This is a genomic window from Adlercreutzia sp. ZJ304 (assembly GCF_011039075.1).
Lineage (GTDB): Bacteria > Actinomycetota > Coriobacteriia > Coriobacteriales > Eggerthellaceae > Adlercreutzia_A.
On the sequence record NZ_JAAKEG010000008.1, the window covers coordinates 40,027 to 66,260 of the forward strand.

26 protein-coding genes are annotated in these 26,234 nt (G+C 43.3%); 25 read left to right on the top strand and 1 reads right to left on the bottom strand.

Features of this window, described 5'->3' with window-relative positions:
* The first annotated feature begins 19 nt into the window (after positions 1-19).
* The 21 genes from G7Y46_RS05840 to G7Y46_RS05940 all read left to right on the top strand — a co-directional run bounded on the left by G7Y46_RS05840 (position 20) and on the right by G7Y46_RS05940 (position 20,440).
* Complete coding sequence (locus G7Y46_RS05840; protein WP_241157072.1) at positions 20-1,093, top strand: glycosyltransferase family 1 protein; 1,074 nt, start codon at positions 20-22, stop codon at positions 1,091-1,093.
* Positions 1,090-2,067 carry a glycosyltransferase gene (locus G7Y46_RS05845; RefSeq protein WP_165253185.1) on the top strand — a complete coding sequence of 326 codons (978 nt, stop codon included), beginning with the start codon at positions 1,090-1,092 and terminating at the stop codon, positions 2,065-2,067. The genes G7Y46_RS05840 and G7Y46_RS05845 overlap by 4 nt, the downstream gene beginning before the upstream one ends.
* A gap of 1 nt (position 2,068) precedes the next feature.
* Positions 2,069-2,938 (top strand): glycosyltransferase family 2 protein, encoded by an 870-nt coding sequence (locus G7Y46_RS05850; protein WP_165253187.1) that lies wholly within the window; start codon positions 2,069-2,071, stop codon positions 2,936-2,938.
* The gene (locus G7Y46_RS05855; RefSeq protein ID WP_165253189.1) at positions 2,914-4,317 is read left to right on the top strand and encodes an O-antigen polymerase; all 1,404 of its coding nucleotides are present in this window, start codon (positions 2,914-2,916) and stop codon (positions 4,315-4,317) included. Before G7Y46_RS05850 ends, G7Y46_RS05855 begins: the two co-directional genes overlap by 25 nt.
* 152 nt (positions 4,318-4,469) lie before the next feature.
* On the top strand, positions 4,470-4,610 hold the full coding sequence (locus G7Y46_RS05860; protein ID WP_165253191.1) for a hypothetical protein: 141 nt from the start codon (positions 4,470-4,472) through the stop codon (positions 4,608-4,610).
* A gap of 79 nt (positions 4,611-4,689) precedes the next feature.
* Positions 4,690-5,676 carry a glycosyltransferase gene (locus G7Y46_RS05865; RefSeq protein WP_165253193.1) on the top strand — a complete coding sequence of 329 codons (987 nt, stop codon included), beginning with the start codon at positions 4,690-4,692 and terminating at the stop codon, positions 5,674-5,676.
* Positions 5,677-5,682: 6 nt separating this feature from the next.
* Positions 5,683-7,146 carry a lipopolysaccharide biosynthesis protein gene (locus G7Y46_RS05870; protein WP_165253195.1) on the top strand — a complete coding sequence of 488 codons (1,464 nt, stop codon included), beginning with the start codon at positions 5,683-5,685 and terminating at the stop codon, positions 7,144-7,146.
* Positions 7,147-7,208: 62 nt separating this feature from the next.
* Positions 7,209-8,330, top strand: coding sequence for a DegT/DnrJ/EryC1/StrS family aminotransferase (locus tag G7Y46_RS05875; protein WP_206214177.1), 1,122 nt, complete (start codon positions 7,209-7,211; stop codon positions 8,328-8,330).
* A complete protein-coding gene (locus G7Y46_RS05880; RefSeq protein WP_165253197.1) occupies positions 8,327-9,631 on the top strand; it encodes a hypothetical protein in 1,305 nt (434 codons plus the stop codon). Before G7Y46_RS05875 ends, G7Y46_RS05880 begins: the two co-directional genes overlap by 4 nt.
* Positions 9,631-11,040: an MmgE/PrpD family protein gene (locus tag G7Y46_RS05885; protein ID WP_165253199.1), complete on the top strand. Its 1,410-nt coding sequence runs from the start codon at positions 9,631-9,633 to the stop codon at positions 11,038-11,040. Before G7Y46_RS05880 ends, G7Y46_RS05885 begins: the two co-directional genes overlap by 1 nt.
* Positions 11,041-12,003 carry an aldo/keto reductase gene (locus G7Y46_RS05890; RefSeq protein ID WP_165253201.1) on the top strand — a complete coding sequence of 321 codons (963 nt, stop codon included), beginning with the start codon at positions 11,041-11,043 and terminating at the stop codon, positions 12,001-12,003.
* Between the two features lies 1 nt (position 12,004).
* Positions 12,005-13,132, top strand: a complete 1,128-nt coding sequence (gene aepY, locus G7Y46_RS05895) for a phosphonopyruvate decarboxylase (protein ID WP_165253203.1) — start codon at positions 12,005-12,007, stop codon at positions 13,130-13,132.
* 60 nt (positions 13,133-13,192) lie between these two features.
* Complete coding sequence (locus G7Y46_RS05900; RefSeq protein ID WP_165253205.1) at positions 13,193-14,098, top strand: peptidase; 906 nt, start codon at positions 13,193-13,195, stop codon at positions 14,096-14,098.
* Between the two features lie 22 nt (positions 14,099-14,120).
* On the top strand, positions 14,121-15,260 hold the full coding sequence (locus G7Y46_RS05905) for an HpcH/HpaI aldolase/citrate lyase family protein (protein WP_165253207.1): 1,140 nt from the start codon (positions 14,121-14,123) through the stop codon (positions 15,258-15,260).
* Complete coding sequence (locus G7Y46_RS05910) at positions 15,211-15,786, top strand: fumarate hydratase C-terminal domain-containing protein (protein WP_206214178.1); 576 nt, start codon at positions 15,211-15,213, stop codon at positions 15,784-15,786. Before G7Y46_RS05905 ends, G7Y46_RS05910 begins: the two co-directional genes overlap by 50 nt.
* Positions 15,787-15,788: 2 nt before the next feature.
* On the top strand, positions 15,789-16,646 hold the full coding sequence (locus tag G7Y46_RS05915) for a fumarate hydratase (protein ID WP_165253209.1): 858 nt from the start codon (positions 15,789-15,791) through the stop codon (positions 16,644-16,646).
* Between the two features lie 251 nt (positions 16,647-16,897).
* Positions 16,898-17,194, top strand: a complete 297-nt coding sequence (locus G7Y46_RS05920) for a hypothetical protein (RefSeq protein ID WP_165253211.1) — start codon at positions 16,898-16,900, stop codon at positions 17,192-17,194.
* On the top strand, positions 17,187-17,456 hold the full coding sequence (locus G7Y46_RS05925; RefSeq protein WP_165253213.1) for a type II toxin-antitoxin system RelE/ParE family toxin: 270 nt from the start codon (positions 17,187-17,189) through the stop codon (positions 17,454-17,456). Before G7Y46_RS05920 ends, G7Y46_RS05925 begins: the two co-directional genes overlap by 8 nt.
* Before the next feature lie 230 nt (positions 17,457-17,686).
* Positions 17,687-18,712 (top strand): class B sortase, encoded by a 1,026-nt coding sequence (locus G7Y46_RS05930; protein ID WP_165253215.1) that lies wholly within the window; start codon positions 17,687-17,689, stop codon positions 18,710-18,712.
* A complete protein-coding gene (purF, locus tag G7Y46_RS05935; RefSeq protein ID WP_165062265.1) occupies positions 18,709-20,187 on the top strand; it encodes an amidophosphoribosyltransferase in 1,479 nt (492 codons plus the stop codon). Before G7Y46_RS05930 ends, purF begins: the two co-directional genes overlap by 4 nt.
* A 28-nt stretch (positions 20,188-20,215) precedes the next feature.
* The gene (locus G7Y46_RS05940) at positions 20,216-20,440 is read left to right on the top strand and encodes a hypothetical protein (RefSeq protein ID WP_165253217.1); all 225 of its coding nucleotides are present in this window, start codon (positions 20,216-20,218) and stop codon (positions 20,438-20,440) included.
* A 685-nt stretch (positions 20,441-21,125) separates the two neighbouring features.
* Here G7Y46_RS05940 and G7Y46_RS05945 read toward each other — a convergent pair.
* Entirely contained in the window at positions 21,126-21,764 is a 639-nt protein-coding gene (locus G7Y46_RS05945) for a hypothetical protein (RefSeq protein WP_165253141.1), read from the bottom strand.
* 204 nt (positions 21,765-21,968) lie between these two features.
* Here G7Y46_RS05945 and purM point away from each other — a divergent pair, with 204 nt between their 5' ends.
* Genes purM through purH form a run of 4 tightly spaced genes read left to right on the top strand, consistent with a single transcriptional unit; the run spans position 21,969 to position 26,194 of the window.
* Positions 21,969-23,024: a phosphoribosylformylglycinamidine cyclo-ligase gene (gene purM / locus G7Y46_RS05950; protein ID WP_165253219.1), complete on the top strand. Its 1,056-nt coding sequence runs from the start codon at positions 21,969-21,971 to the stop codon at positions 23,022-23,024.
* Positions 23,011-23,625: a phosphoribosylglycinamide formyltransferase gene (gene purN, locus G7Y46_RS05955; RefSeq protein ID WP_165253221.1), complete on the top strand. Its 615-nt coding sequence runs from the start codon at positions 23,011-23,013 to the stop codon at positions 23,623-23,625. The genes purM and purN overlap by 14 nt, the downstream gene beginning before the upstream one ends.
* Entirely contained in the window at positions 23,615-24,604 is a 990-nt protein-coding gene (locus G7Y46_RS05960; RefSeq protein ID WP_165253223.1) for an XdhC family protein, read from the top strand. The genes purN and G7Y46_RS05960 overlap by 11 nt, the downstream gene beginning before the upstream one ends.
* A gap of 6 nt (positions 24,605-24,610) precedes the next feature.
* A complete protein-coding gene (gene purH, locus G7Y46_RS05965; RefSeq protein ID WP_165253225.1) occupies positions 24,611-26,194 on the top strand; it encodes a bifunctional phosphoribosylaminoimidazolecarboxamide formyltransferase/IMP cyclohydrolase in 1,584 nt (527 codons plus the stop codon).
* Positions 26,195-26,234: the final 40 nt, after the last annotated feature.

A 26,234-nucleotide genomic window follows, 5' to 3' on the forward strand; every position in this document is an offset into this window, starting at 1 on the left:
CTTGCGTGTGGCACATGTCATGGGCAAGATGATCGGTGGCGGCGTGGAGTCTGTTGTGATGAACTACTACCGCCATATCGACCGCTCTCGCGTGCAGTTCGACCTGCTGGTGGACGAGGATTCAACGTTGGTGCCGCGCGAGGAAGTAGAGTCACTAGGCGGGCGCATTATAAAAGTGCCACCCTATCAAAACTTGTCACGCTATATGCGTGCATTAGAGTGTCTTTTTAATAAGGAGAGATGGTCAATAGTCCATAGTCACATAAACGGACTTTCCTGTTTTTCTCTCTATGCTGCGAAACGGACCGGTGTTCCTATACGTATAGCACATTCTCATTCCACGAGCGGTCGTGGAGAATATGCCAAAAATTTGCTGAAAGCTATTCTTAGAACTCAAGCAAATCGCTATCCGACTCATCGATTGGCCTGTAGCATATATGCCGGGGAATGGCTTTTTGGGAAAAATGCGGAGTTTGAAGTGTTGCGCAATGCTATCGAGCTCGGTGAATTTGCTTTTGATTCCGAAGTTCGTTCGAAAGTGCGTACCGAGTTAGATATTGCAAAAGATCAATTAGTTATCGGTCATGTTGGGAGATTTACCGCTCAGAAAAATCATAGATTTCTCATAGATATTTTTCGCGAAGTTTGTAGGCTTCGACCAGACGCAGTCCTTTTACTTGTTGGCAGTGGCGAGTTGAGACATTTTGTAGAGAGTTTATTGATTCAATATGATTTGTTGAATAATGTGCGGTTTTTAGGGCAACGCAATGATGTGAATCTTCTATATCAGGCATTTGATGCCTTTGTATTACCTAGCCTCTATGAGGGTCTTGGTCTTGTAGGTATTGAGGCGCAGGCAACAGGGTTGTCGTGCTTTTTTTCAGATTTAATTACTCGTGAAGTAGACGTAACGGGAGAAGCACGCTTTCTGCCCATAGATGATGTAAATACTTGGTCGTATGTTTTGGCACAAGTGGCTGTGGGGCAACGTTACAAAGTTGATATTGAAAGCTTTGTTGATTATGACATCAATAGAGCCGCTGAAAAGCTAGCAAACTATTATGAAAATCTTTATGCTGGAGTTATAACATGAGTGCTCCGGCATTTATCGGCGTAAACACTACGGAGCAACTTTTGGATGTAGGCGGAAAGCCCAAGGTTAATGTTCTGATGTCTACCTTTAATGGTTTACATTATCTAGATAAGCAGATTGATTCGATAGTTGCCCAAGAAAAAGTCTCTGTTCATTTAACAGTGCGTGATGATGGTTCAACTGATGGAACATTGCAATTTTTAACCGATGTCGTCTCTGCATATGTAAATGAAAGCTTTTCATTAACGGTTACTTCAGGGGAGAATATTGGTTTTCTTGACAGTTTTGAAAAGCTTCTACTAACAGCAAAGAGTTATGACTACTATGCTTTTTCCGACCAAGATGATGTTTGGGATTCACGAAAGCTTGCTGCTGCGATTGCTTCTATTCAGTCTTATGGAGAGAAGCCGGCGCTTTATGCTTCTTCTGTTTCTATCGTTGATGAACAATTGCGACCTCTTTCGAAGAATGACTTTTTAGGATTAAGATACTCAATTCCTGCCGAGATAATTCGTCATAGACTTGCGGGGCATACTATGGTATGGAATGAAGCATTGCAGAAGCATATTCGTTGTTTTGGTTCAATGCCTGTTTGGTCTCATGATCAATATGTTGTCCTTGCGTGTCTGCTTGTCCAAGGAACGCTTGTATTTGATTCAATGAGTTATGTGAAGCATCGCAGGCTAGACTCTTCTTTAACGCCCGGCGATGGTTCTTTAATTAAACGTCTCAGGCATGAATGGAAACTTATTACTAATAAAGACGACAGAATTAATCGGCGATTTTTAGCAAAGGCCCTTATGAACAAAGGGGGGAATTCTCTTAGCAAGGAAGACTGTGAGTTTTTGCAGCTATTAGACTCGGATAATTCATTATCGAATCGAAAAAAGCTTCTTTGCTCTCCAATGCTTCATTGTGGTTTAGCGATAGGTGATATTGAGGCAAAGCTTTCCATTCTTTTTGGAAAATTTTAGATTGCGCACACCTATTGAAAAACAAGATATTGCTGCTGCATTTGTAACGTTTAATCCTGATATGGATCTTTTACAGAAAGCTATACTTTCTGTAAAAGACCAGGTTTCATGTGTTTATGTCATAGATAACGGCTCAAAAAATGCAGGAGCAATTAAAAATGCATGTAGAGCTTATAGTATTGAGCCTATTTTGATGAATGAAAACGCAGGAATTGCTTCAGCGTTCAATATTTCTTTTGCCGAAGCAAAAAAAGCTGGCTATACGTGGGTTCTTACGTGCGATCAGGATTCTGTTATGCCGCCTGATCTGATTTACTCATTTGCGCAAAGTGCTATTAATGAAAATATTGGATGTATAGGAATTATTTGTCCTAACTTTTTTAATCGAACAACAGGTGTTAGAGAATATGAAGGAAGTATTCCAAGATATATTGATAAATGTATTAGTTCAGGTGCTCTGACGAGTGTGAAGGCATGGGATAAAATTGCCGGTTTTGATGAAGTGATGTTCATAGATGGTGTTGATTTTGATTTTTGTAAACGCTTACACAATATAAATTATAGGATACTTCTTGTTCCGTCAATTTGTACTAACCACGAAATCGGCAATGCTTGTATACATCGTATTCTGGGATATAAGTTTTTGGTTTTTAATCATTCGGCTTTTCGTAAGTATTACATCGCTCAAAATATTGTTTATTTTAGTGGAAAACACAACAGGGGTAGAGTTTGCTTAAAAGCTTATTTTCAGTTAGCTAAGCAATATGCATTAGTCTTGTTGTATGAAAACAAAAAGAAAGAAAAGCTGAAAGCGTTGATAGAGGGCGCTTCGAACGGTTTTCTTATGTGTCAAGAGCTCAGAAAGCACTAATAGTGGTTGCTTTATTTACCTGTTGTGTATTGATGGCTATTTTGTTGATAGCTTTATTGATTACCAGATACGACATTATGTCACCTGGTCCCATTTTTACAATGATGTTTCTTCTTGGTACTGCTGCGTTAATTGTACTTGGAAATTTTGAACTCGATATTCATTGGAATACAGCTAGTGTGATTATTTGTGCTTGTACTATTGCTATAGTTGGGGATGTTTTTGTGCGCGCGATCGCTCATGAAGATGTACGGAAATATAAGATTGCTAATCGATTATCTGAAAAGCGCTATGGTCTTAAAGTCTCTCCGAAGTTTAATTTTTTTATCTGTGTGGTAATGGTGCTAGTTTTTGTGTATACATATTGGGATATTCAGGCACATACTGATATGAGTTTATCAAGTTCGGGAACATTGTTGGGGGCATTTCGAGAGCAAGGCTCCAACAAAAGTATGCTTTCTTCGCTTATGAATGGTTTTAGTAGCGCCATTGCTTATTTCTATTCTTATATGTTGATTATTAATGCGCTTTTATATAAGCCAATGGGCAAGAAATACTGGCTACCAATCGCCTTATATATTCCTATTATTCTTGTTACTGGTGCACGTATTCAACTACTCTTTTTTCTTGGTGTTTTTGCGTTTCAGTTTGTGACAATATATTTCGTCAAAAACGAACGAACAGCTGCAAGTTTTAAAAAACTACTTGCAATATTTATAGTAATGGCGTTGATATTTGTAGCCATCTTTTATTTTGCCGGTTTTTTGACGGGTAAGAGCAGTGGTTTTAGGCTGGCCGATATTGCTTTAGTTTATGCAGGTGGTCCAATCTATGGTTTAGATTGGTTTCTTCAGCGATTTGATAGTCTTGAGCATTCTGGGATCACTTCTTTTGAAAGCATTCATTCGATACTTTCTATGTTTGGTGTTTCTATTGGCGAGGCTAATTTCGGAGGATATGTTATTAGCGGCTCTTCGAATTACTATCCAATAGTTCCTGAACGTGGTCTTTATGGTAACGTATATACAACTCTAGTTGGCTGGATTTATGATTTTGGTTTAATCGGTGCTTTTTTGATACTGTTTTTACTCTGCGTCTTGTTTTCGTGGATGTATGGTAAAGCTAGAGCATCTAAAAAACCCTGCATTCCAATTCTGGCTCTTTCCATTTTGTACATTCCGATGTTGATGGTTTCGGTTACGGATTTATTCTCTGATGATCTGAGTTACAAACGCATTTTAGTCATTATTGCAGCTTGTGTGGTTGCTCAAGAAGCTAGAAAGATGTTTATCGGACAGATCTATAAAAGAGAAAGCTTAAAAATAGAAACGCCTGTTATCAAGTCGTTAAAAGGTGAGAGCTGTGTCAAAACGGATTGATCTGAAATCAGCTATTCACAAAGGATGAAGAAGAAAGAAATCTATCGTATGTTTAAAAACAATTCGAGGGCTTAAAAGTGGTTGTGGATCAATCTAAAGATGACTGCAATCGCGAACCCGCTCATTGTCACGTACAGAGATTTGGAAGACGAGTGACTCAAATAATGGTAGAACCTTATGTCTATGCGAAACATAGCGATTTAACTGATGAGCAAACTTATAGTTTGGAGCAGTTTGTGGAAAAGTATGCTTCAGAAATCGAGATGGAATATAAAAGAAAGGCTCAAGGATAAGCCTAAGTTTTAGGTGTTGAATCGCGGGGTTTAAAAGCAAACTATGAGATGTAGTTTTTATAACTAAAATCGGGGTTAAATGAAACCTCTAGTTAGTATTTGTTGTATAACGTTTAATCATGCAGATTATATTTCCGATGCTTTGGATGGCTTTTTGCAACAGGAAACCACATTTTCTTTTGAAATTTTGATTCATGATGATGCCTCTACTGATGGAACAGTAGGTATTCTTCGTAAATATGAAGTCAAATATCCGGAAATTATTCGGGTTTATTATGAAGATGAAAATCAGTATGGAAAAGGTACCTATAAAGGTGGCTATGTAAGTGGTTTGCTAGTTCCAGATGCGAGAGGTAAATATATAGCTATTTGTGAAGGTGATGATTATTGGTGCGATAAATATAAACTGCAGAAACAAATTGATTATCTTGAAAATCATCCTGAATGTTCAGAAGTTTGTCATGCAGCTTGTGTTATTGATGGTGTTACCGGTGATGTTTTAGGGACAATGGGGATGGGTTCCATTGCTTGTAATTTAAATGGACCTGATGTTATAGATAACTGGCAGATACCCACAGCTAGCCGCGTTAGACGAAAAGAGCATTTTGCAGAATATGTTAATACGTGGGTTTTTGATAAGCCGGTGGGTGATTTTCCGACAGCAATTTACTCGACAACAAAAGGGTATATACACTATGAGCCTAAATGTATGAGCGTTTATCGTTTTCAAACACCTGGCTCATGGACTTCTAGGATGCAAAATCCGGCAGAATCCTGCATAAATAGTAAACGTTGGATATGCATGATGGAGTCTATCGATGAAATAACTCATCATGAATGGCACGACAATTTTCTGGTTGCCGCAAAGTCATATTTAGGAACAATACTTGGGTATAGTAATTCGTATACCCTTTCTTCTTTCGAGAAAGAAATAATTTCTAAATTCGATTGGCAGGATTACGGAAAAATTGTTATCAAGAAGCTACTTCGGAAGCTTGGATTTGTAATACAAAGTAGCGGGTGGGGTCCATCAACCCATAAGCGAATTGTAAGAAATCAGCATTGAATATAAATGTCTCTTAAATCTAAAACCATATCTTCCTTGGCTTGGAAACTGCTTGAACGAAGTGGAAGTTCTGTTGTTGGGCTTGTTGTTCAGATTGTCTTGGCGCGACTTCTTGCTCCGGAGGCTTTTGGTGCACTAGCTATCATGCTTGTCTTTGTGAATATTGGCAATGTAATAGTACAGTCAGGACTTAATACGGCATTAGTTCAATTCCCGGGCGTAAACGATGATGATTGCTCTACAGTATTTTGGCTATCGCTTTGTATATCAGTTGTTCTGTATGTACTTGTATTTCTTGCTGCTCCTGTAATAGCTTCTTTCTATAGTATGGATGAGCTTATATGGCCGCTTCGTGCTATGGCTCTCGTTCTTATAATTAATGCATACAATGCTGTACAAATTGCTATTGTTCAGAGAAATCTTGAACTTCGCAAAGTGTTTAATGCAACTATAGTTTCTGTTCTTATAAGTGGAACAATTGGAATTGGGCTTGCTTTTTGGGGCACTGGGCTTTGGGCATTAGTCGCACAACAGCTTATTTATCAACTTGTTAATTGTTGTGTTTTAGCGCTACAGGTTTCGTGGAGACCAAGACTAGTATTCAGCGCTTCTCGTGCAAAGAGGTTCTTTTCCTTTGGTTGGAAGCTTTTAGCTTCAGGATTGCTTGATGTAGGATATCAATCACTATCTGATCTTGTGATAGGTAAGCAGTTCTCGGCAACTCAGCTCGGTTATGTTTCTCAAGGTAAACGCTATCCACAAGCACTAGGTTCAATGTTAGATGGTGCAATTCAGCCTGTAATGCTTTCGGCAGTTAGTCGTGTTCAAGATGATCTTTCTTATGTAAAGCGTCTAGTGCGCAGGGCGCTCAAAACTTCTTGTTATCTTATTATGCCGTGTATGACGCTGTTTGCTTTAGTTGCAGAGCCTCTTGTAAGACTGCTTTTAGGTGAGCAGTGGCTACCTTGCGTATACTTCTTGCAAGTCTACTGCTTTACTCAGGCACTGCTTCCTATTCACACATCTAATCTTCAAGCACTTAACGCTATGGGTAGAAGCGATCTTTTCTTAAAACTTGAACTTATAAAGAAATCTTACGGACTTGTTTTTCTTTTAGTTACTGCGTTTGTATTTAAAGATATATATCTCATGATAGGTAGCTATCTTCTAAGTGGGATTATTTCTACTTTTGTAAACGCCTATCCAAACAAGCGTGTTATTGGGTATCCCTATATTGAGCAAGTGCGTGACATTACACCCGGTATAGTACTTTCTTTAATATCGGCAGCTATTGCATGGTCTGTTAGCTTACTAATGTTGCCCGACGGTATAACTATTTTGTTGCAGACAATTGTAATGGCGGCAGCTTACTTAGGTTTCTCTAAGCTATTTCATGTGGAAGCTTTGGAATATCTTCTTGCTACAGGCAAGGAACTGTTTGCAAGTAAAAGAAATCACATTGAGAGTTAGTTCAAATTGAAATCTATCTTTAATTGAATATAAGCACTTTGAAAACTGAAGAGAGGGAATGTGTGAGTAATAACCGCATACTAGTTACTCGCTCATCTATGCCACCACTAGATGAGTATATATCCGAAATTGCACCTCTTTGGGATAGCCATTGGCTTACCAATATGGGCGAGAAACACAAACAGCTAGAAGCTACATTGAAAGAGTTTTTAGGTGTAGACAATGTAGCTCTTTATGTAAACGGACACTCTGCACTTGAAGGTGTAATTGAATCTATGCGTCTTGGAAAAGATGGACGACGCAAAGTTATTACCACTCCATTTACTTTCGCTTCAACTACACATGCTATTGTACGTAAAGGACTAGAGCCTGTATTTGCCGACATTAAGCCTGATGACTACACAATAGATCCCGCAAGCATTGAGAGACTTATTGATGAATCAACTTGCGCAATAGTGCCTGTTCATGTTTATGGCAATCTGTGTGATACAGATGCTATCCAAGAACTTGCAGACAAACACAATCTAAAAGTTATATACGATGCTGCACATGCATTCGGAGTTAAACGCGATGGTGTAAGTGCAGCTACCTTTGGTGATGCGTCTATGTTTAGTTTTCATGCCACTAAAGTGTTTAACACAATAGAGGGTGGAGCAGTTTGCTTCAAAGATTCTGAGTTAAAAGATGTTCTAAACCAGTGGAAGAACTTCGGCATTACAGGACCTGAGAGTGTTGAATACGTAGGCGGCAATGCCAAGATGAATGAATTCTGTGCTGCTATGGGAATTTGTAATTTACGACATTTAGACGATGAAATTTTGAAACGTAAAAAGATATCAGAGCATTATTGGGAACTTTTAGGAAGTATCCCCGGCATTAAGATATGCATACCGCCAGACAACATAAAACACAATTATGCCTATCTACCTGTTGTATTTGAAGATTCTTTTGGTGCAACTCGCGATGATGTATTTGATGCTCTTGCTAAAGAAAGTATTGGTGCTCGTAAATATTTCTATCCTCTCGTAAGCGACTATGAATGCTATAGGGGTCGCTTTGAAAGTGGCGATACTCCAGTAGCTAAATACGTGGCATCAAGAGTACTGACACTCCCGCTCTATGCAGATTTATCTTTTGATGATATTGAGAAGATTTACGAAATCGTACTAGGGCAAAGTCAATGAATCTGAACGGAAAAAAGTTGCTAATTCTTGGTGGAGCCGACCAGCATTGTAAACTTGTTGAAGCTGCACATCATCTAGGTGTAGTTTCTTATGTGGTTGATTATCTTGACAATTCTCCAGCAAAAGAATTAGCCGACTGTTCGGCGAAAATCGATATATTCAATACTGAAGAGATGGTTCGATATTGTAAATTAGAGGGTATTGATGGAGCGATTTCGGCATGGCTTGATCCTTGCCAAATTCCCTATCGCCTTCTCTGTAGTCGAATGGGTTTTCCGTGTTATGGAAATGACTTTGCATTTGCTACCATGACAGATAAATCTCTTTTTAAATCATATTGTTCAAAATATGGCGTTAACACTATTCCTTATGAGTGCGGGTTTCCTGATGAATTAATGGAATCTGGTAATGAACTCGGTTTTCCATTGTTTGTTAAGCCAGTTGATAGTAGGGGGTCGCGTGGCCAGGGCATTTGCCATAACAAGACTGAATTATTCCGTATATTGACGACGGCATCGAAAGAGTCAGCTGATGGGCGAGTTATAGTAGAACAATATATGAACGATGCAGATGATATATCCGTTACATATTTCTTTATTGATGGGCATGCGTATCTGGAGCGTTTGTCTGACAGGCTTCTTGGTAGTCTAAAAGATGACTTGGGTAATGTTGCTATCGGAACAGTATCTCCATCGAGACATGCTGAAGAATATATGGCAAAAGTGAATCGCAAAGTTATTTCAATGCTTAAGAGTCTTGGGTGTGAAAATGGTCCTGCTTTCATGCAAGGTTTTGTAAAAGATGGAGAGTTTTATTTCTATGATCCAGGATTAAGATTTCCTGGGGGAGATTATGAGAGAGCGCTGAAAAAAGCAATTGGTGTAGATTTTGCAGAATTGCTAGTTGAGTTTGCCTTAACTGGAAGTATGTCATCATGCGATTTAGAAATTGATAGTAAACCCTATCTTTTAAACGATATGTTCGAAGTGATACATGATGTAACTGTCCGGTCTGGCAAGATTGTTTCTATTGAGGGGATTTCTGCAGCAAGAAAAATTAATGGGGTAGTTTCCGTTAATTGCAGAAAGATTCCCGGTGATATTGTAGCTCCTCTTGCTGATGTGGGTAGAAGGGCGGTGGAAGTTAATTTCTTGTCGGATACTATTGATGAAGCTATTCGTATTTCGAAGCACATCAATGAATGTATTCAAATTATGGACACAAGTGGCGATATGAAAGTTTCTTCAATGACCGATGCTCTTGTGTTGTGGGCAGAGCATGCATCTTTAGAGGATAGATAATGGATTATTGTGATAATACTTTTCCATTAGAAGTTAATTTAACGGGATTATTAAGTAAATATGCTGCCGAACTTAAATACGAGAATATTCCTGAACATATTTTGGAGCGCGCAAAATATCATTTGCTAGATTTTATAGCGGTCGTACATGCGGGATATAGAGTGAATTCCGGATTCAATATTGCGCTTGCAGATATTGTTCTTCAGGATAGCAAAAAGGGTGCCTCGAGTATCTTTTTCAAAGAAGGTAAGTATTCTGTACTAGATGCTGCGATGATTAATGCGGCATATGCGCATGGCGCTGACATGGATGACGGAAATAAGCAGGCGGCGGGTCATATTGGGACCCATATAGTGCCGGCCATTATGGCTCTTGCTGAAGAAAGAGAGCTTTCGAATGGGGCGCTGATTGAGGCAATGATTATCGGATATGACATATACAGTCGTCTTGGCGCTGCCTGTATGCCAGAAATGATTGAGAGAGGATTTCATTCAACTGGAACAGTTGGGGCAATTGCTGTTGCGGTTGCTTGCGCAAAGATAATAGGTCTCAATCAATCACAGATCTATAGTGCAATTTCTTTAGCTTGTACTCAATCTTCGGGCCTTTTGCTTGTGGGTGAAACTGGACAAGAAGCTAAACCTTTGAATCCTGCTAGAGCTGCTTATTCTGGGATGTTGTCTGCTCTGTTGGCAGAGCGAGGTGTTGTTGCTTCGGAGCATCCTCTTGAGAGTGCAAGAGGATGGCTGCAAGCTATGACATCAAAACCTAATATTAATGTAATTCTAGGTGGACTAGGAAAGCGTTTTGGTATAGCTGAATGTTATATGAAAGCCTATCCGTCTTGTCGACATACTCACGGCGGAATTGAGGCAGCTCTGTTTCTAAGGAACAAAGTCGATTACAAATCTTTAGAGCATATACTTGTGCGTACTTATGGACATGCTATTGAACTTGCAGGTCAAATAAAGAAGCCCCAAACGACAGCCGAAGCGAAGTTTTCAATTTATTATGCGGTGGCTACTGCTTTTGTGACAGGGCATTTCGATCTTTCTGATTTAGAAATTAATACAATTCCGGAAGAGGTTGATAAATTAATCGATGTTATAGAAATCGTTGAAGATCCATCGCTTGAGCGACCATCAGAAGGTATTCGCGGTGCTGAATTAATTGTAAAGACAATAGGTGGAAATGAATTTAAGCATGCTATTCCTGTACCAAAAGGAGATCCAGAGAATCCATTTACACTCGATGATTTGAAGCTGAAACTGAAGAATTGTTGTATTAAGTCAAGTGGCGTAAATATAGCGAATAAAGATGTTGATGAATTTGTATTGCGATGCTTTGAAATGTGGAGCGACACTAAGGCGCCTTTTCGTTTTCCATGCAGTCTAGGATGGGATGGTTAGATGAAAGCAATTTTTGGAACCATGAATATTGGCCAGCAAGTATTCGTTCAAGATGCTATAGATATGCTGGGCGCTTTCAAAAGTGCTGGTGGTACAGAAATTGATACGGCTTATGTGTACAACGATGGTGCTTGTGAAAGTCTTTTGGGTGAATGTTTTAAGTCTTTTGATATTTCAGGGTTCTCCGTTGCTACTAAAGCAAATCCCCGGGTTACAGGAACACTTGATAGAGCGTCAGTTGTTATGCAACTCAATGAGTCTCTCATACGTATGGACTTAAAATCTGTTGATGTTTTTTATCTCCATTTTCCCGATAGAAGCACTCCTATTGGAGATGCAATTGAGGGATGTGTCGAACTTTATTCTGAAGGAAAATTTAAAGAATTGGGAGTGAGTAACTTTCCATTAGAACTCATTGAAGAGATGATTCCGATTTGCGAGAAGTTAGGGTGTCCTAGACCTACTGTTTTTGAGGGCGTATACAACGTTTTAAGTCGTAATGCAGAAAGCGAACTTTTTCCATATCTCGACAGTCTTGGTATGCGTTTTTATGCATATAACCCATTGGCAGGGGGTATGCTTACCGGCAAATATGAAGACATCAATACTAGACCTAATAGCGGTCGTTTTGCCTTACGAGCGAAAAGCTATCAAGGACGTTATTGGAAAGAATCATACTTTGAGGCTATTGTGCTCATCTCTGAAGCATGCAAGCTATGCAATATTTCAGTTGCGGAAGCGGCATATCGATGGCTCGCTAATCATTCGATGCTGAATAAGGATCGAGGTGATGGTGTCATTGTCGGAGCTTCGAGCATGAGTCAGCTTAAACAGAATCTTGATAGTCTTAATAAACTTGCTTTGCCAAGTATGATTGTTGAGGCTATGGATAGTGCTTGGGGGCTTACAGCCAAAGATTCACCTGAATATTACCGCTTTTATTCCGATGGAAAAGTGATATAGCATGCAAGCAACGAAGTTTATTGAAGCTCTCTCTGATGTGGGAGTTAGATTCTACACTGGTGTACCTGATTCTTATTTATACGAGTTTTGCGCTGAATTACAAACATATTGCAACCACAATAGCAACGTAGTTGCCGCCAATGAGGGAAACGCTATTGGCATTGCGGTGGGTCACTATTTAGCAACAGGCGAAGTGCCACTTGTATATATGCAAAACTCTGGACTTGGAAATGCTATCAATCCGCTTGTTTCTCTTGCATGTCGTGAAATGCTCGGTATTCCGATAATATTACTTATTGGTTGGAGAGGTGATCCGTGGCATTTGGACCATGTGCAGCATAAGCTACAAGGGGAAATCACCCCATCTTTACTTAGTGATATAGGAATTCCGTATATAGTACTTAATGATGAACAATCTGAGACTTTTTATGCTGTAACTCAAATGGTGTCAAAAGCACGCGATGAAAACATGCCAGTCGCTATTCTTGTGCCGAAGGACATATTCAGCGGTCTTAAAAGTTCTATTATCGGCAAGAAGCTGCTCTTAAGTAGAGAAGAAGCTATAGAAGTTGTTCTCGATTCAGCTCCTGCTGATAGCCTCTATTCGGCTACTACAGGTCGCGCTGCAAGGGAGCTTTATTATTTGAGAGAGGCTCGAGGAGAGAATCATTCTTGCGATTATTTGAATGTTGGCTCAATGGGACATGCGTCTTCGATCGCTTTAGGAATAGCTCTGGCTGTACCAGACAGACAGGTTATATGTCTTGATGGAGATGCTGCAGCGATTATGCATATGGGTGCTTTTACTATGCCCTCGCGATATGAAGCTCCCAATTTTCTTCATATAGTACTTAATAATGGTATGCATGAGTCAGTTGGTGGTCGACCATCAGCTGGACAAGATATTGATCTAACGACGATTGCAGCAGCATGCGGCTATGAGACTGTTGGCGGTCCTGTTTTTTGCACCGATGATATTTCTTGGGCTGCTGAAGAACTATGCAAGAAGAATAATGCTGCATTTCTCGATGTTTATATTCGTCCTGGAATTCGATCCGATATTCCGGGACTTGAGATTAACCCTACAGATATGAAGAGCTGTTTGATGCGAGAGCTTAGATCTGATTAAAACTACAACGATGGATTTTATTATTTGCAACTTGAAAATCAAAGATTGAAGGGGTCTTGGATGACAACTATGGATGAGACAAGGGACTTTCTGGGAAGCATTGGTTTACCCAAAGGTGATGCATATGACTTACCGGTTTCTCAGAAGAGGTTTACCGATGGAGCACAGTATCGATTTGAAGTGCCTGGCATTCAAGGTCCAGCCGCTATGCGAGCACTGCTAGAAAAACTTCATGAATATGAAATTGATATACATCGCGTTACGCAGACTAAGGGAATTATGTCGCTACTTGATAGCGAAATTGAGCAGATGGTTTCTCTTGCTTCCAAGTATCGCACTCAATTAATTCTTGCTATTGGTCCGCGAGCAACAACGGACACTTCTGCTTCGGCTAAGACCGAAGAGGGCAAGAGAATTGGCTATCGTTTGCGCGGTCAAGAACAGATTGTGCGAGCAATTGAAGAAGTTAAACGTGCTGCTAAATTTGGAGTTCGTGGTTTTCTTGTCTATGACGAGGGCTGTCTGTGGGTACTAAATGAAGCGCGCAAGGTTGGAGAGATTCCGATAGATTGTCACTTTAAGATGTCAGCGCATGCTGGAATATCTAATCCTTGCTCTGCAAAGTTGTTTGAATCCATAGGGCTTGATAGCATTAATCCGGTGCGCGATATACAGCTTCAAATGCTTGCAGCGATACGTCAAGCAGTCAACATTCCTATTGACATTCATACTGAAAATCCGACTTCTTCTGGTGGTTTTATTCGTCATTACGAGGTTCCTGAAATGATTCGTGTGGCAGCTCCTGTTTACCTCAAAACTGGCGGGAGTGTTGCTGGCACACATAGCTGGGATACAACAGTTGAACAGGCTTGTCAGCGTGCAAAACAGGTTGCACTTGTGAAGCGCATTATTGATGAGTACTACCCTGAGGCGATTGCTTCACCTGCAGGTTCGATCGGTTGGTAAAGAGCATAGAGGAAAGGATCCTATGAGACATCATCTTTATAACCCCGGTTTTATGTTCGTTAAGGAACCAATTGAGTTTAATAAGCATACCGATTCTGAGTTGTTACGTTTCTGTCTTGGTGCAACTATGTATATGCCTGGGACACAGGACTTTGCTGGTAAGATAATTTCTGGCTGGCTGCCTGAACTAACATCTATGGTTCTATGTTTCGAGGATGCGTGTCCTGCGGACAAAGTATATGAAGCTGAAGCCAATTCGCTTGCGCTGCTTGATATCTTGGTAGATGCAATTGAGGATGGAAGTCTTGATATCGATAGAGTTCCTTTAATATTTTGCCGTGTTCGTTCGATTGGACAATTTCATCGTTTTGCTCAGCAGCTGACAGTGCGTCAATCAAAGCTTTTGTGCGGGTTTAATTTTCCTAAATTTAATAGCCGCAATGGTGAGGCATATTTCAACTATCTCAAACAACTCAATGATGAGCTCGGAGAAATTCTCTACGGTATGCCTATTCTTGAGGATTCTAAGGTTGCGTTCAAAGAGAGTCGCATGGGTGAGCTTATGGCGGTGCGCGAAATCCTAGATGACTATAAAGATATTGTTTTGCAGGTACGAGTTGGTGCTACTGACTTTAGTAGTTGCTTTGGTGCTCGTCGTGGTGTTGATTATTCTATCTACGATATTCTGACTGTACGAGAAATTTTAAGTGACATTTTAAATGTTTTTAGTCGTAATAACGATTATGTTGTATCTGGACCTGTATGGGAGTACTTTCGCGCTCCTAAGGAAATGATGTTTGAAGATTTACCTAAAATTGATATCGAAGATAGACTTCTGAGACGTCATCGTATTTTCAACGAGGAAGTCGACGGTCTATTACGTGAGGTGATTCTCGATAAGGCTAACGGTTTTGTTGGTCGTACGGTTATCCATCCAACCCATATAAGGTTTGTCAATGCATTACAAGCGGTTACACGTGAGGAATATAACGATGCGATGCAAATACTTAACACAAACAGTGGAGTGGTAAAAAGCACGCAAGCTAACAAAATGAATGAAATAGCTCCTCATACTAACTGGGCACGTAAAGTAGCCATGCGCGCAAAAGCATATGGTGTTATTGAAAACGAGAAGAGATACGTTGAGCTTTTCGGTGTATAAAGGTAATGCGATGCGTGCTGAATATAAACATATTAAATTACCTATTTCGGATGTGTCGGATTTGTTTGTTGGTGATAGGGCTATCTTTTCAGGACGTGTTATCTGTGGACGTGACGCAGCTCTTCCTAAAGTCTGCGAGTTGATTGATAGCGGAAATATTAATGATATTGGTATAAATTTTGAGGGTGCCGCCATCTTACATACAGCTGTCAGCGAAGCTGGTATAGGACCAACATCTAGCAATAAGCTTGAAATTGAGGAAAGCTTCGGACCGCTTTGTGATGTAGGCGTGAGGGTATTTCTAGGTAAGGGTTCTCTTTCAGATACTACAATTGCAAAATTAGAAGAAAGCGGTGCCGTTTATGCTGTTGTTCCTCCAGTTACAGCGTTGCTTGGGAAAGGCATGACATCAAAGAGAGTGGTTGCATTTTCCAAGCTAGGAATGGAAGCTCTATACGAAATTGAACTTGAAGAATGTCCTGCTGTTATAGCTGCTGCGCATGGTAAAAGCATATATCAAGGATAGCAATGGATTGTCAAAAACTTATAGTTGATAAAGTTGCCAGTTGTTTGATTGAAGCTAGTTCCGCTTATCCTAATGATAAGAAACATGCTTATATGAGGGCTATTGAATGCGAGAAGAACGAAACGGCTAAATGGCTACTAGAGATTATGCTTGCTAACGGAGAGGCTGCAGAACAAAATTCGAGTCCTTTGTGTGACGATACCGGCATTCCTCATATTTTGCTTGAGGTTGGGCCTAGTAAGATTGTCAATGGCGAAATTCTAAAGGCAATCGAATTAGGTGTTGCAGAGGGCTTACGCAGGCTTCCTGGGAGACCTATGGCTGTAAAGGGGGATGGCGAGGATCGTTTGGGACAGACTTTGGGTATGTATGACGATCCTGCCATGCTAGATATCGCTCCTGTTGCTATACGAAGAATCAACGAGGATATTTTTCGAATTCATGTTTTGATGCTTGGCGGTGGACCTGCTATACGGGGAAGAAGCTACCGTATATTTCACCGACACGATGCTTCTAATATTGAGAATCAGATTATTGAATGGGCTAAAGAGGCTTGTCTTCAACTGGGTTGTTCTCCTTGTACCTTAGCTATCGGCATTGGTCGTTCGCACTATGAGGCAGTAAATCTAATGCTTCAGGCTCAGGTAGATGGGAGATATGGTAATCAATCTGAGATGGAACAGCGCATATCGGATGCTGTTAATGCAAGTGGTATAGGACCTATGGGTATAGGTGGCTCAACAACTGTTCTAGGCACTTTTCTAAAAATTGGACCTGCTCGGGCGAGTGGTGTGCGCATTGTTTGCTTGCGACCGTGTTGCTGCTTTGAACCAAGGCATGCAAGTGTTGTTATCGACTAAAATAGTGAGAGGACTACAATGTGCGGTTTGCTGGCCTTTCCGGGCAAGTCTTAAAACGTATGGGATAAATAGCCAAATCCTATGTCTGAACAGGTTAAATAAAGAAAATCTAACCTTAAGTCTACGCCCGGGACAAAATTAGGGCACACTAAATTAAGCCCTCTTCAGAGTAGCTTTAAAAAGTCGCTTTTAGTCAGTCGGAATAACTTATATACTATTCTATAGTATATTTTCTTCCGAAAGGATGCTGTATGACGGTGACAATGGAGCCTATTTTCCCAATCTCTGCGCTACAAAAGAAACAAGGAGAGATAAAAAAAGCCGCTCAGTCAAATATTGTACGTATAACCGAAAACGGTGTTGGGGCTTACGTGTTTTGTACTGAGGATATGTTTCAAGAGAAGCTTAACGAGGCTGCAGAAAGTGCGGTATATGAGGCTTGTATGGCATCTGCTATTGAACGGGGACGCGCAGATATTGCTGCTGGGCGATATGTAAAAGGTATCGAGGCGGCATATGAAGAAGTCAAGAGGCGTACAGATGCCTGAAATTCTTTTTACTGAAGGTTTCTTAAATGACGTTGCACAAGTACTTCTTGCCAGCAAGCGCAAAGAGATCATGGATGCTATTTCTTTATTGTCCGATATGCCCGAGATCGGTTCTGGTATAGTGCCTCAATCAATTCGCAGGAAATATGGCAAAACTGTACGCAAGCTGGTCATTGCGCCTTTTGATGTCATCTATGAATATCATGCAGAACGCAATGAAGTCCATATTCTTGCGCTTATTCACCAAAGGATGGCGCAATAGAAATGGCATAGTTGCTTAGTGTGCACTTTGCATTAAAATTAGTGTAATGTTTGAATACGACTAGGAGTTTCAATGGATATCTTTGAGTTCTTGGCTCAGCCTTGGGTAGTCGGAATTATTATTGCAATAATAGTTATTCTTGTCGTTGTTTTTGTAGGCAAGGGTTTCTTCGATGAAATGAAGAAGAAATAACTTAAAACCGGCGCACAGGCAAAAGGCACAAGGAAGGTATGACCTACAGTTTCGGACCCAAACTGAACGGGCGGGCGGGTACGCAAGTCTCGCATGGTTCAGTTCAACCGAATATGTATCAGCATGGTAATTTGCAGGGCAACCGTGCGCAAATGCAGCCTCCAATGCAGCCCAATTCTCAGAAGCCAAGCAAAAAGCAAAAGCGCAAAGGCGGGGCTTGGCGCGTAGTATTTATATTGGCTATAGTGGTTCTGGCGTGTGCGCTAGGCGGCTTGGGCTGGTTACTTTTCACGTATTGGAACGGGCAAAACGAATACACCAAACTCAGCGACGAGAATTTCACCATAAACGACAACAGCGGAGTTACAACTCTTGGAAGCTTCGATGTAGACTGGGATGCGTTGCGCGCAATTAACCCCGATGTGGTGGGATGGGTTTATGTGCCCGGCACAAATATTAGCTACCCAATTTGCTGGCGCGAAAACGATGACAAATATTATTTAAAGCACAACTTTGGTCAAAATTCTGTTGGCGATTTTGGCGCTGAATACGGCTGTATAATGCTAGCTGGCGTAAATTCGCCCGATTGGACCGACCAAGTAAACGTAATATACGGACACCATATGGCTAACGGCACAATGTTTGCCACTTTGGGCGATTTTGCTTGGAACGATGAACTGTTCAACCAGCTACGCACATTTTACGTATTAACCCCGGAAGGGAACTTCCGAACTACATCGTTTGCCGTCGATAAAGTGCCGGGGTCATCAACCGATATTGTCATTCCCGACTTTGATTCTATGCAAGACTTTCACGATTATGTGCAAAAGCGCATAGACACCTCTACTGTAAATCCCGATCCGCCGGCGCCGCCGGTAGACGACATTAAGCAAGTATTTGCATTTTCTACATGCAGCTATCCAGATGTAAACTATCGCATAGTAACGTTTTGTTCAGTGGACGAATTTTTGCCAGCCGGAAGTACGGTTTCGCAAGGAAATTCGCTAGTTGATCAAGGCGATATTGAAAGCGTAGAAGGTGCGATAGCTGAAAGGCTTTTATGAGCGACTGGATAGAGTGTGGGGAACACCCCGATCATCCTCAGGAAGAATGCGGAATTTTTGGAGTATATGCGCCCGGAAGCGATGTGGCGCGAATGACGGGTTTTGGTTTGCAGGCGCTGCAGCATCGCGGACAGGAAAGCGCGGGCATTGCTGTGGGCGACGGTTACACCGTCACCGTAGAGAAAGATCTTGGGCTTGTAACTCAGGTATTCAATGAAGCTGCGCTTGCCAGCCTTACGGGCGATGTTGCGATAGGTCACGTGCGTTATTCCACCAGCGGTAGCAAAGCGGTATGGGAAGCCGCGCAGCCGCATATGTCAGCTATAGATGAAGTGCTGTTTGCGTTGGCGCACAACGGCACACTTACTAATACAAACAGCATGCGTGCGCAGCTAATAGATCAGGGCGTACAACTGCGATCTTCTACCGATTCTGAGGTAGCCGCAAAGGCAATAGGTTTGGTTACACGAAAGACGCATCATCTGCGCGACGGTATTACAAGCGCTATGAATTTGATGGCGGGCGCATACGCAATGGTCATATGTACGGCTGATGCTCTTTATGCTTTTCGCGATCCGCACGGCATAAGACCGCTGTGCATGGGAAAGTTGGCTAATAACCGCGGATGGGTGGTTTCATCTGAAACTTGCGGTTTGGATATAGTTGGCGCTCAGTATGTGCGCGATATAAATCCCGGTGAAATAGTCAGGATTGGGCAAGACGGTGTGGCATCTGTACAGGCAGTTCCTTCTAAAAAGCCAGCAGCTTGCATCTTTGAATACGTATATTTTGCGCGACCCGATAGCGTAATAGATGGGCAAAGTGTTTATAAGGCGCGTCGCAATACGGGGCGCATTTTGGCGCGCGAAGCTCCGGCTGATGCCGATTTGGTGCTAGGGGTGCCAGACAGCGGGGTACCTGCGGCGCTTGGTTTTTCAGCTGAGAGCGGCATAGAATACACCGACGGCATAGTGAAAAATCGTTATGTTGGGCGCACTTTCATACAGCCTACTCAGGAAATGCGACAGTTGGGTATTCGGTTGAAGTTGAATCCGCTTTCAAATGTAATAGCTGGCAAGCGGCTGGTGGTTATTGACGATAGCATAGTGCGCGGCAATACAAGCAAGAAGCTGGTGCAAATGCTCCGAGATGCTGGTGCAACAGAGGTGCATTTGCGCATAACTAGTCCAGAAGTTATGTGGCCATGCTTCTATGGTATAGATACTGATACGCGCGATCAGCTTATAGCGGCAAATATGTCGCTTGAGCAAATGAATGAATGGATTGGGTCTGACTCTTTGGCGTTTTTGTCGCTGGATGGATTGCGCGAGGCTGTAAGCGATGCGCATACTCAGGGGTTCTGCGATGCGTGCTTCACGGGCGATTATCCGGTTGCTATTCCTGAAGATGTGGCACAACTTAGCTTTTTCACTAAACATGATTTCGATAAGGTTTTTTCAAAAGAAGGCGAATAATGATGTATACTTCGAGCGTTGCAAGGCTTTGACTGTTCAGCCTATGAACACGCATGCTGATGAAAAGGGGGCTTCGGCAATATGCGCGCGAAAGGCTAGGATGCGTCGCGAAGAGCGAAGGCGCGGGACATCTTCGTCTGCAGCGGCTGCACCTCATCAGGGGATGATGCAGCAAAATCGCCCGACCATTCTTATAGAACGGTCGGGCGATTCTCTTTCGGCGGCAGTTATTTCATGCCGCTGTATTAGCTAACAAATAATTCAGGCATATAGGCAGAAAAGCGTGTCTGTTTTAGTAGATTGCATATGGATAGGGCGCGCTGTTTTGGAACTCTGACCAAACCAGAACGTGTGTTGCCTTCGTCACTTTTTAGGCGAAAAATGGTCAAAACTTCCGACTTTCCACAGTCTATAATGCCAAATTACGCCAATTACGAATCAAAATGGAATTGAAGAACCCTGTTTGCCCAGTGTCCTCCACATTTCAAGTTAGCTATGTGGCACTATGACCATGGAAAGCTGAAAGTTTTGACCATTTTTCTAACTTTTTTGAACTAGTATGCGGATGAGCTGAATCGTAATCTAGCGTCAAGGTGTTGAGAGTTTACCCAAAAGCCATCCAACAAACACTTTAAGATATCTTGCAGAGGTATCGTTTTTCCTAACACTAGAGCCTCCGCATAAGCTACATCTCCACCTCTGCCTTCCGGCTTTAGTGAATTTGTTCTTTGACATTTTGCTGCCGCAAATGCTGCATTTTGAGATAGACACCGCTCGGGGCTGTAACAGAAGTCTCATCAATAAGAAACCCGCCACAATATGTGGTGGGTTTCTTGCATTTCATTTCAATATATAGCGGTTCAAGATAACCATTCAAGACTTTTGTTACAGCCCCGTCAAGTGAGAATTCTACACACTTTTTGCCTATATGCCATAATTTACTGGTTGCTTTGTGTGGTTGTATTGGTCTGATCTGCTACTTGTTCGGGTTGTGTTGTTGGCTGTTCGGGGGCAGTAGGCTGCATTGGTTGCACCGGTTGCACCGACTGTACTGGTTGCACCGGCTGTACTGGTTGCACCGGCTGTGCGGGTATCTGTATTGGTTGTGCAGGAATGCCTGTTGGCGCTGATTGGTTATAAACGCCGGCTTTCACTAATTGGCGGTCTTTACTAGCGAACACAGCTACGATAATTAACAGTACGCATGTAACTATGCTGCCTCCAAGGAAACTTAGGATGGCACCCGCAATTGCCCAGCCGAAGACATTCCCCAATTTCTGCTGATTGTTATGGAAGCGTAGTCCTGTTATGCCAGCGACCAATACTAAAATGCAGCATATAAGCGTCCACACAAACATGGCTTCGCCAACTGCCATTAAAATTTGTGCAACTATTGCACCGTCGGAATGAGAATAATATCCGTTGTCGTATTCAATGCCTGTTGCGGCATATTCTAGCGCCGGACCCATAGCTATCATTGCAATCGCCCCGATTAGACTGCCAATAATTCCTAATGCGGCAAGAACGACAACAGCAATGCTAAGACCCTTAATGGCTTTAGCGTGATTCGTTTGCATCGGTATTTCCTTCCTTACTTGAACGTATTGCCGATATTGAATTCTATTTCAATACTGCCCCAGAATACCATCTTTCGCTAAATAGTTTCCTTGCGGTAATTTATCGCCTGAAAATACCTTGCCTGATATTAGCGAAACGCACTAAAGGTTTTGCTAGTTAGAAGTTAGAATAGAGGCAAGTGAAAACTTCGGAAGGTGGTGTGGATGGGCGAACAAATTACTTACGCACAGGCTGGTGTTAGCACGGTAGAAGGTGCGCGTGCGGTTGATGCTATAAAGGGGCTGGTCGGTGCCACATATAGACATGAAGTGGTGGGCGATATAGGTGGTTTTGGCGGTCTTTTCAGCATAGCTGCAGCAAAGGAAATGGAAGAGCCGCTGCTTGTAAGCGGAACCGATGGTGTGGGTACCAAGCTTAAAGTAGCTCAAATGCTTGGTAAGCATACAAGTGTCGGAATTGATTTAGTTGCGATGTGTGCAAACGATATTCTTGCTACCGGTGCCGAGCCTTTGTTCTTTTTGGACTATGTTGCCGTGGGAAAGCTTTCTGCCGAGCAGATGCACGACATAGTGGCTGGCATAGCCGATGGATGCAAGCAGGCAGGCGCATCGCTTATCGGGGGAGAGATGGCTGAACACCCCGGCGTTATGGACCCTGACGATTACGACCTAAGCGGCTTTTGCGTCGGTATAGTTGATAAGCCGCGCATGTTAGGGCCTCAAAATGTGCATGTTGGCGACGTTTTGCTTGGGCTTGAGTCTAGCGGATTGCATTCGAATGGTTATTCGCTGGCGCGCAAGGTTTTGGTAGAGGGCAAAAGCGCCGATGAACTGAAAGCGCCCGTGGAAAAGCTCGGCGGCAAAAGTGTGCTTGAGGCTCTTCTGATTCCAACGCGCATATATGTAAAGCCGGTGCTTGATGTGTTGCGCAGTTTGCCGGGCGCGGTGCATTCTCTGGCGCATATAACCGGTGGTGGCATAACGGAAAATTTGAATCGCGCACTTCCTTCTAATATGAATGCGCAAGTGCAGCTAGGCTCGTGGGTTGTGCCTCCAATCGTTGAATATACTTGCGAGGCGGCAAATCTTAGCGAAACCGAGCGCTTAAAGACATTCAATATGGGAATAGGTGCGGTGTTGGTGGTGGATGCCAGCACCGAATACGATGTGAAGGCGGCACTAGACGCTGCGGGCGAAAAAGTGCACAACATAGGGCGTGTGGTGTCCGGTTCTGGTGAGGTGGAATATGTGCGCGCTTAAATGCGGCGTATTGCTTTCGGGAAGCGGAACGAATCTGCAAGCAATATTAGACCAGATAGAGTGTGGGCTTCCTGTAGAAATAGTGCACGTGATATCTTCACGCCCAGATGCATTCGGCATACAGCGTGCGCAAAAAGCGGGCATACCCACAACGGTGTTTGACCGTAGCGTGTATGCAGACGCACGTGCAGCCGATTCGCGCATAGTAAATATCATGCGCGAAGCTGGTGCTGAGTACTTGGTGATGGCTGGATACATGCGAATGATAACCTCGGTGGTGTTAGATGCTTTTCCGAATAGGGTATTGAATTTGCACCCAGCTTTGTTGCCATCGTTTAAGGGTGCGCATGCCATACGCGATGCGTGGGATGCGGGCGTAAAAGTAACCGGTGTTACCGTGCATTTTGCCAACGAAGAATACGACAAAGGTCCCATAATTGCCCAGCGTGCGGTGCCTTTAATTGAGGGCGATACCATAGATTCTCTAGAGGCTCGCATACATAATGTAGAACACGAGTTATATCCGCAAGTGCTGCGCGCCATAGCTGAGGGGCGCATGGAAATAGATTCGGAAGGCAAGGTGCATATATATGAAGCGTGAAACTATTCAAGGAATAATTGAAGACTTGCGTGCGGGGCACACGCCGCGGCTTTCTGTGGCAGATTTTCCAGCGTTTTCAAAAGAGGCTACAGAAGGTGACAGTCATATTGGTCCCGATGTGCTAGCGCGCATAGCGGCAGCGCTTACTCAGGCTGATATTCCTACGTTTGAACGCGCGTTGCGGGCAATTGACGAGGGCGACTTGGCGTGGCTAGGCTTTAAGGTGGTATATGATTGCGCAAAAGCCGTCCAAAATGTAGATAACGAAGTTACAAAGAAGTATGGCGATGTGGGTTCAGCTGACGGGCAAGACTTAGTCTTTTTCTGCAACGACGCAAAAGAGATTGTAGCTAGTCGCGAAGTAAGTGCGCGCGACGTGTTCCAGATGAAAGATGTTACGCGCGGACCTTCCATGCACAACGATCAGTTTGATGGTCTTACGTGGGCTAGCCAGCCGCTGTTTGGTAAAGTGCGCGTTTGGCTTTTGGGCGCAAGCGATGCGGCGGTGGAATTGGCGCGCTTGGCTGACCATGTAGGTTTTCATGTAATTGCGGTTGATTACGATCCTGCGTTCTTGAATGAAGAGCGTTTCCCGTGCGCCGAACGCATTATGTTGCACGGTGGGAATTTTGATGAATTGGCGAACATGCCGGCTAAACCGGAAGACTATGTATGTGTGCTAACTCGCGGGCATATGTTTGATCCGGAAAGTTGTGTTTGGGCGCTGCAGAACAACGTGCACTATGTTGGCATGATGGGGTGCGCGGGCAAAAACTCTACGGTTCACGATTTGGTTTTGGGTGCTGGCGTGTCCGAGGCAGATTGGCAGCGCGTTAAGCGACCCATTGGGCTAAATTTTGGTGCGAAAACACCTGCAGAACTTGCTATTGCCATTGTTGCCGAGTTAATAGATGTACGCTACAAACAGCGTTATAGCGAAGAGGCACGCAAGAAGCACGAAGACAGTTTAGGGAGGTAGGGGAAAATGGCGGATCCCAAGGTAAAACGGGTGTTAATGTCTGTTACAGACAAAGCCGGCATAGTGGAATTTGCGCGGGCTTTGTCGGAAGAATTCGGTGCGCAGATAATATCTACTGGCGGTACTGCGAAAGTTATAGCCGAAGCTGGCATAAAGGTGACACCTATAGATGAAATTACTCAATTTCCCGAAATGATGGATGGGCGCGTAAAAACGCTGCATCCTAATGTCCATGGTGGACTTTTGGCTAAGCGCAACAACGATGCGCACATGGCTCAGGCTGCAGAACACGGCATAGAGATGATAGATATGGTGGTAGTAAATCTGTATGCCTTTGAAAAGACTGTAGCTAGCGGTGCCGATTTCGACACTTGTATAGAAAACATTGACATAGGCGGTCCTAGCATGCTGCGCAGCGCAGCTAAGAATTTTGAAAGCGTGGCGGTTGTAACTGATCCGTCTAGCTACGATGCTATTTTGGATGAAATGCGCAACAACAATGGCGCTACATTGCGCGATACCCGTGCGAAGTTGGCGCTGGAAGTTTTTCGCACTACAAATGCGTATGATGGGGCAATTGCCAAGTGGATGGGCGCGCAGCTGGAAGCTGACGCTGCGGACGCTTCACCGGAATTTCCCGAACAGATGCAGCTGGGGCTTACAAAGCGTCAGGCATTGCGCTATGGCGAGAACCCGCATCAGGCGGCGGCATTCTATTTGCGCGATGAATTTGCGGGTGCCGAGCATTCGCTTGCGCGCGCGACGCAGCTGCAAGGCAAAGAGCTTTCGTATAATAACTACCTCGATTTGGATGCGGCTTGGGCTGCTGTGCGCGAATATGACAAGCCTGCATGCGTTATAGTCAAGCACTTAACGCCTTGCGGTGTTTGCGAAGATGTAGACGTGACGCATGCTTACAAGCGGGCGCATGAGTGCGATCCGGTAAGCGCATACGGTGGCGTTATGGCGTTTAATCGCGCTGTTACGGGCGAAGTTGTTGCTGCAATATTTGATAACAAGCAATTTGTGGAGGCTATAGTTGCTCCTGAATTTTCAGGGGATGCTTGCGAAATGTATACAAGCAAGCCCAACTGCCGCCTTTTGGCTACGGGGGGCGTGAACCCTGCGGGTCAGGGTGTGGAATTCCGCTCTGTTGAGGGCGGTCTTTTGGCGCAACAGACAGATGGCGTGGCAGAAGATAAGGCTAGCTTTACATGTCCTACCAAAGTGCAGCCTACGCCCGAGATGATGGACGAGCTAATGTTTGCTTGGCGCGCTGTTAAATCGGTTAAGAGTAACGCCATTTTAGTAGCGAAAAACCACGCAAGTGTTGGCGCTGGTGGCGGGCAGCCTAATCGTGTGAATTCTGCTCGCATTGCTGTAGAGCAGGCGGGCGAAAAAGCGCGCGGCGCTGTGGCTGCAAGCGATGCATTCTTCCCATTCCGCGATGGATTTGACGTGCTGGCACAGGCGGGTGTTGTTGCTGTTATTCAGCCCGGCGGCTCTATTCGTGATGAAGAAGTTATCGCGGCGGCAGACGAGCAAGGTATCTGCATGGTGTTCACAGGGTACAGGCATTTCCGCCACTAAAATTGCACGCCGTGCGCAGAATATTTTAGCCGTGCGTGTT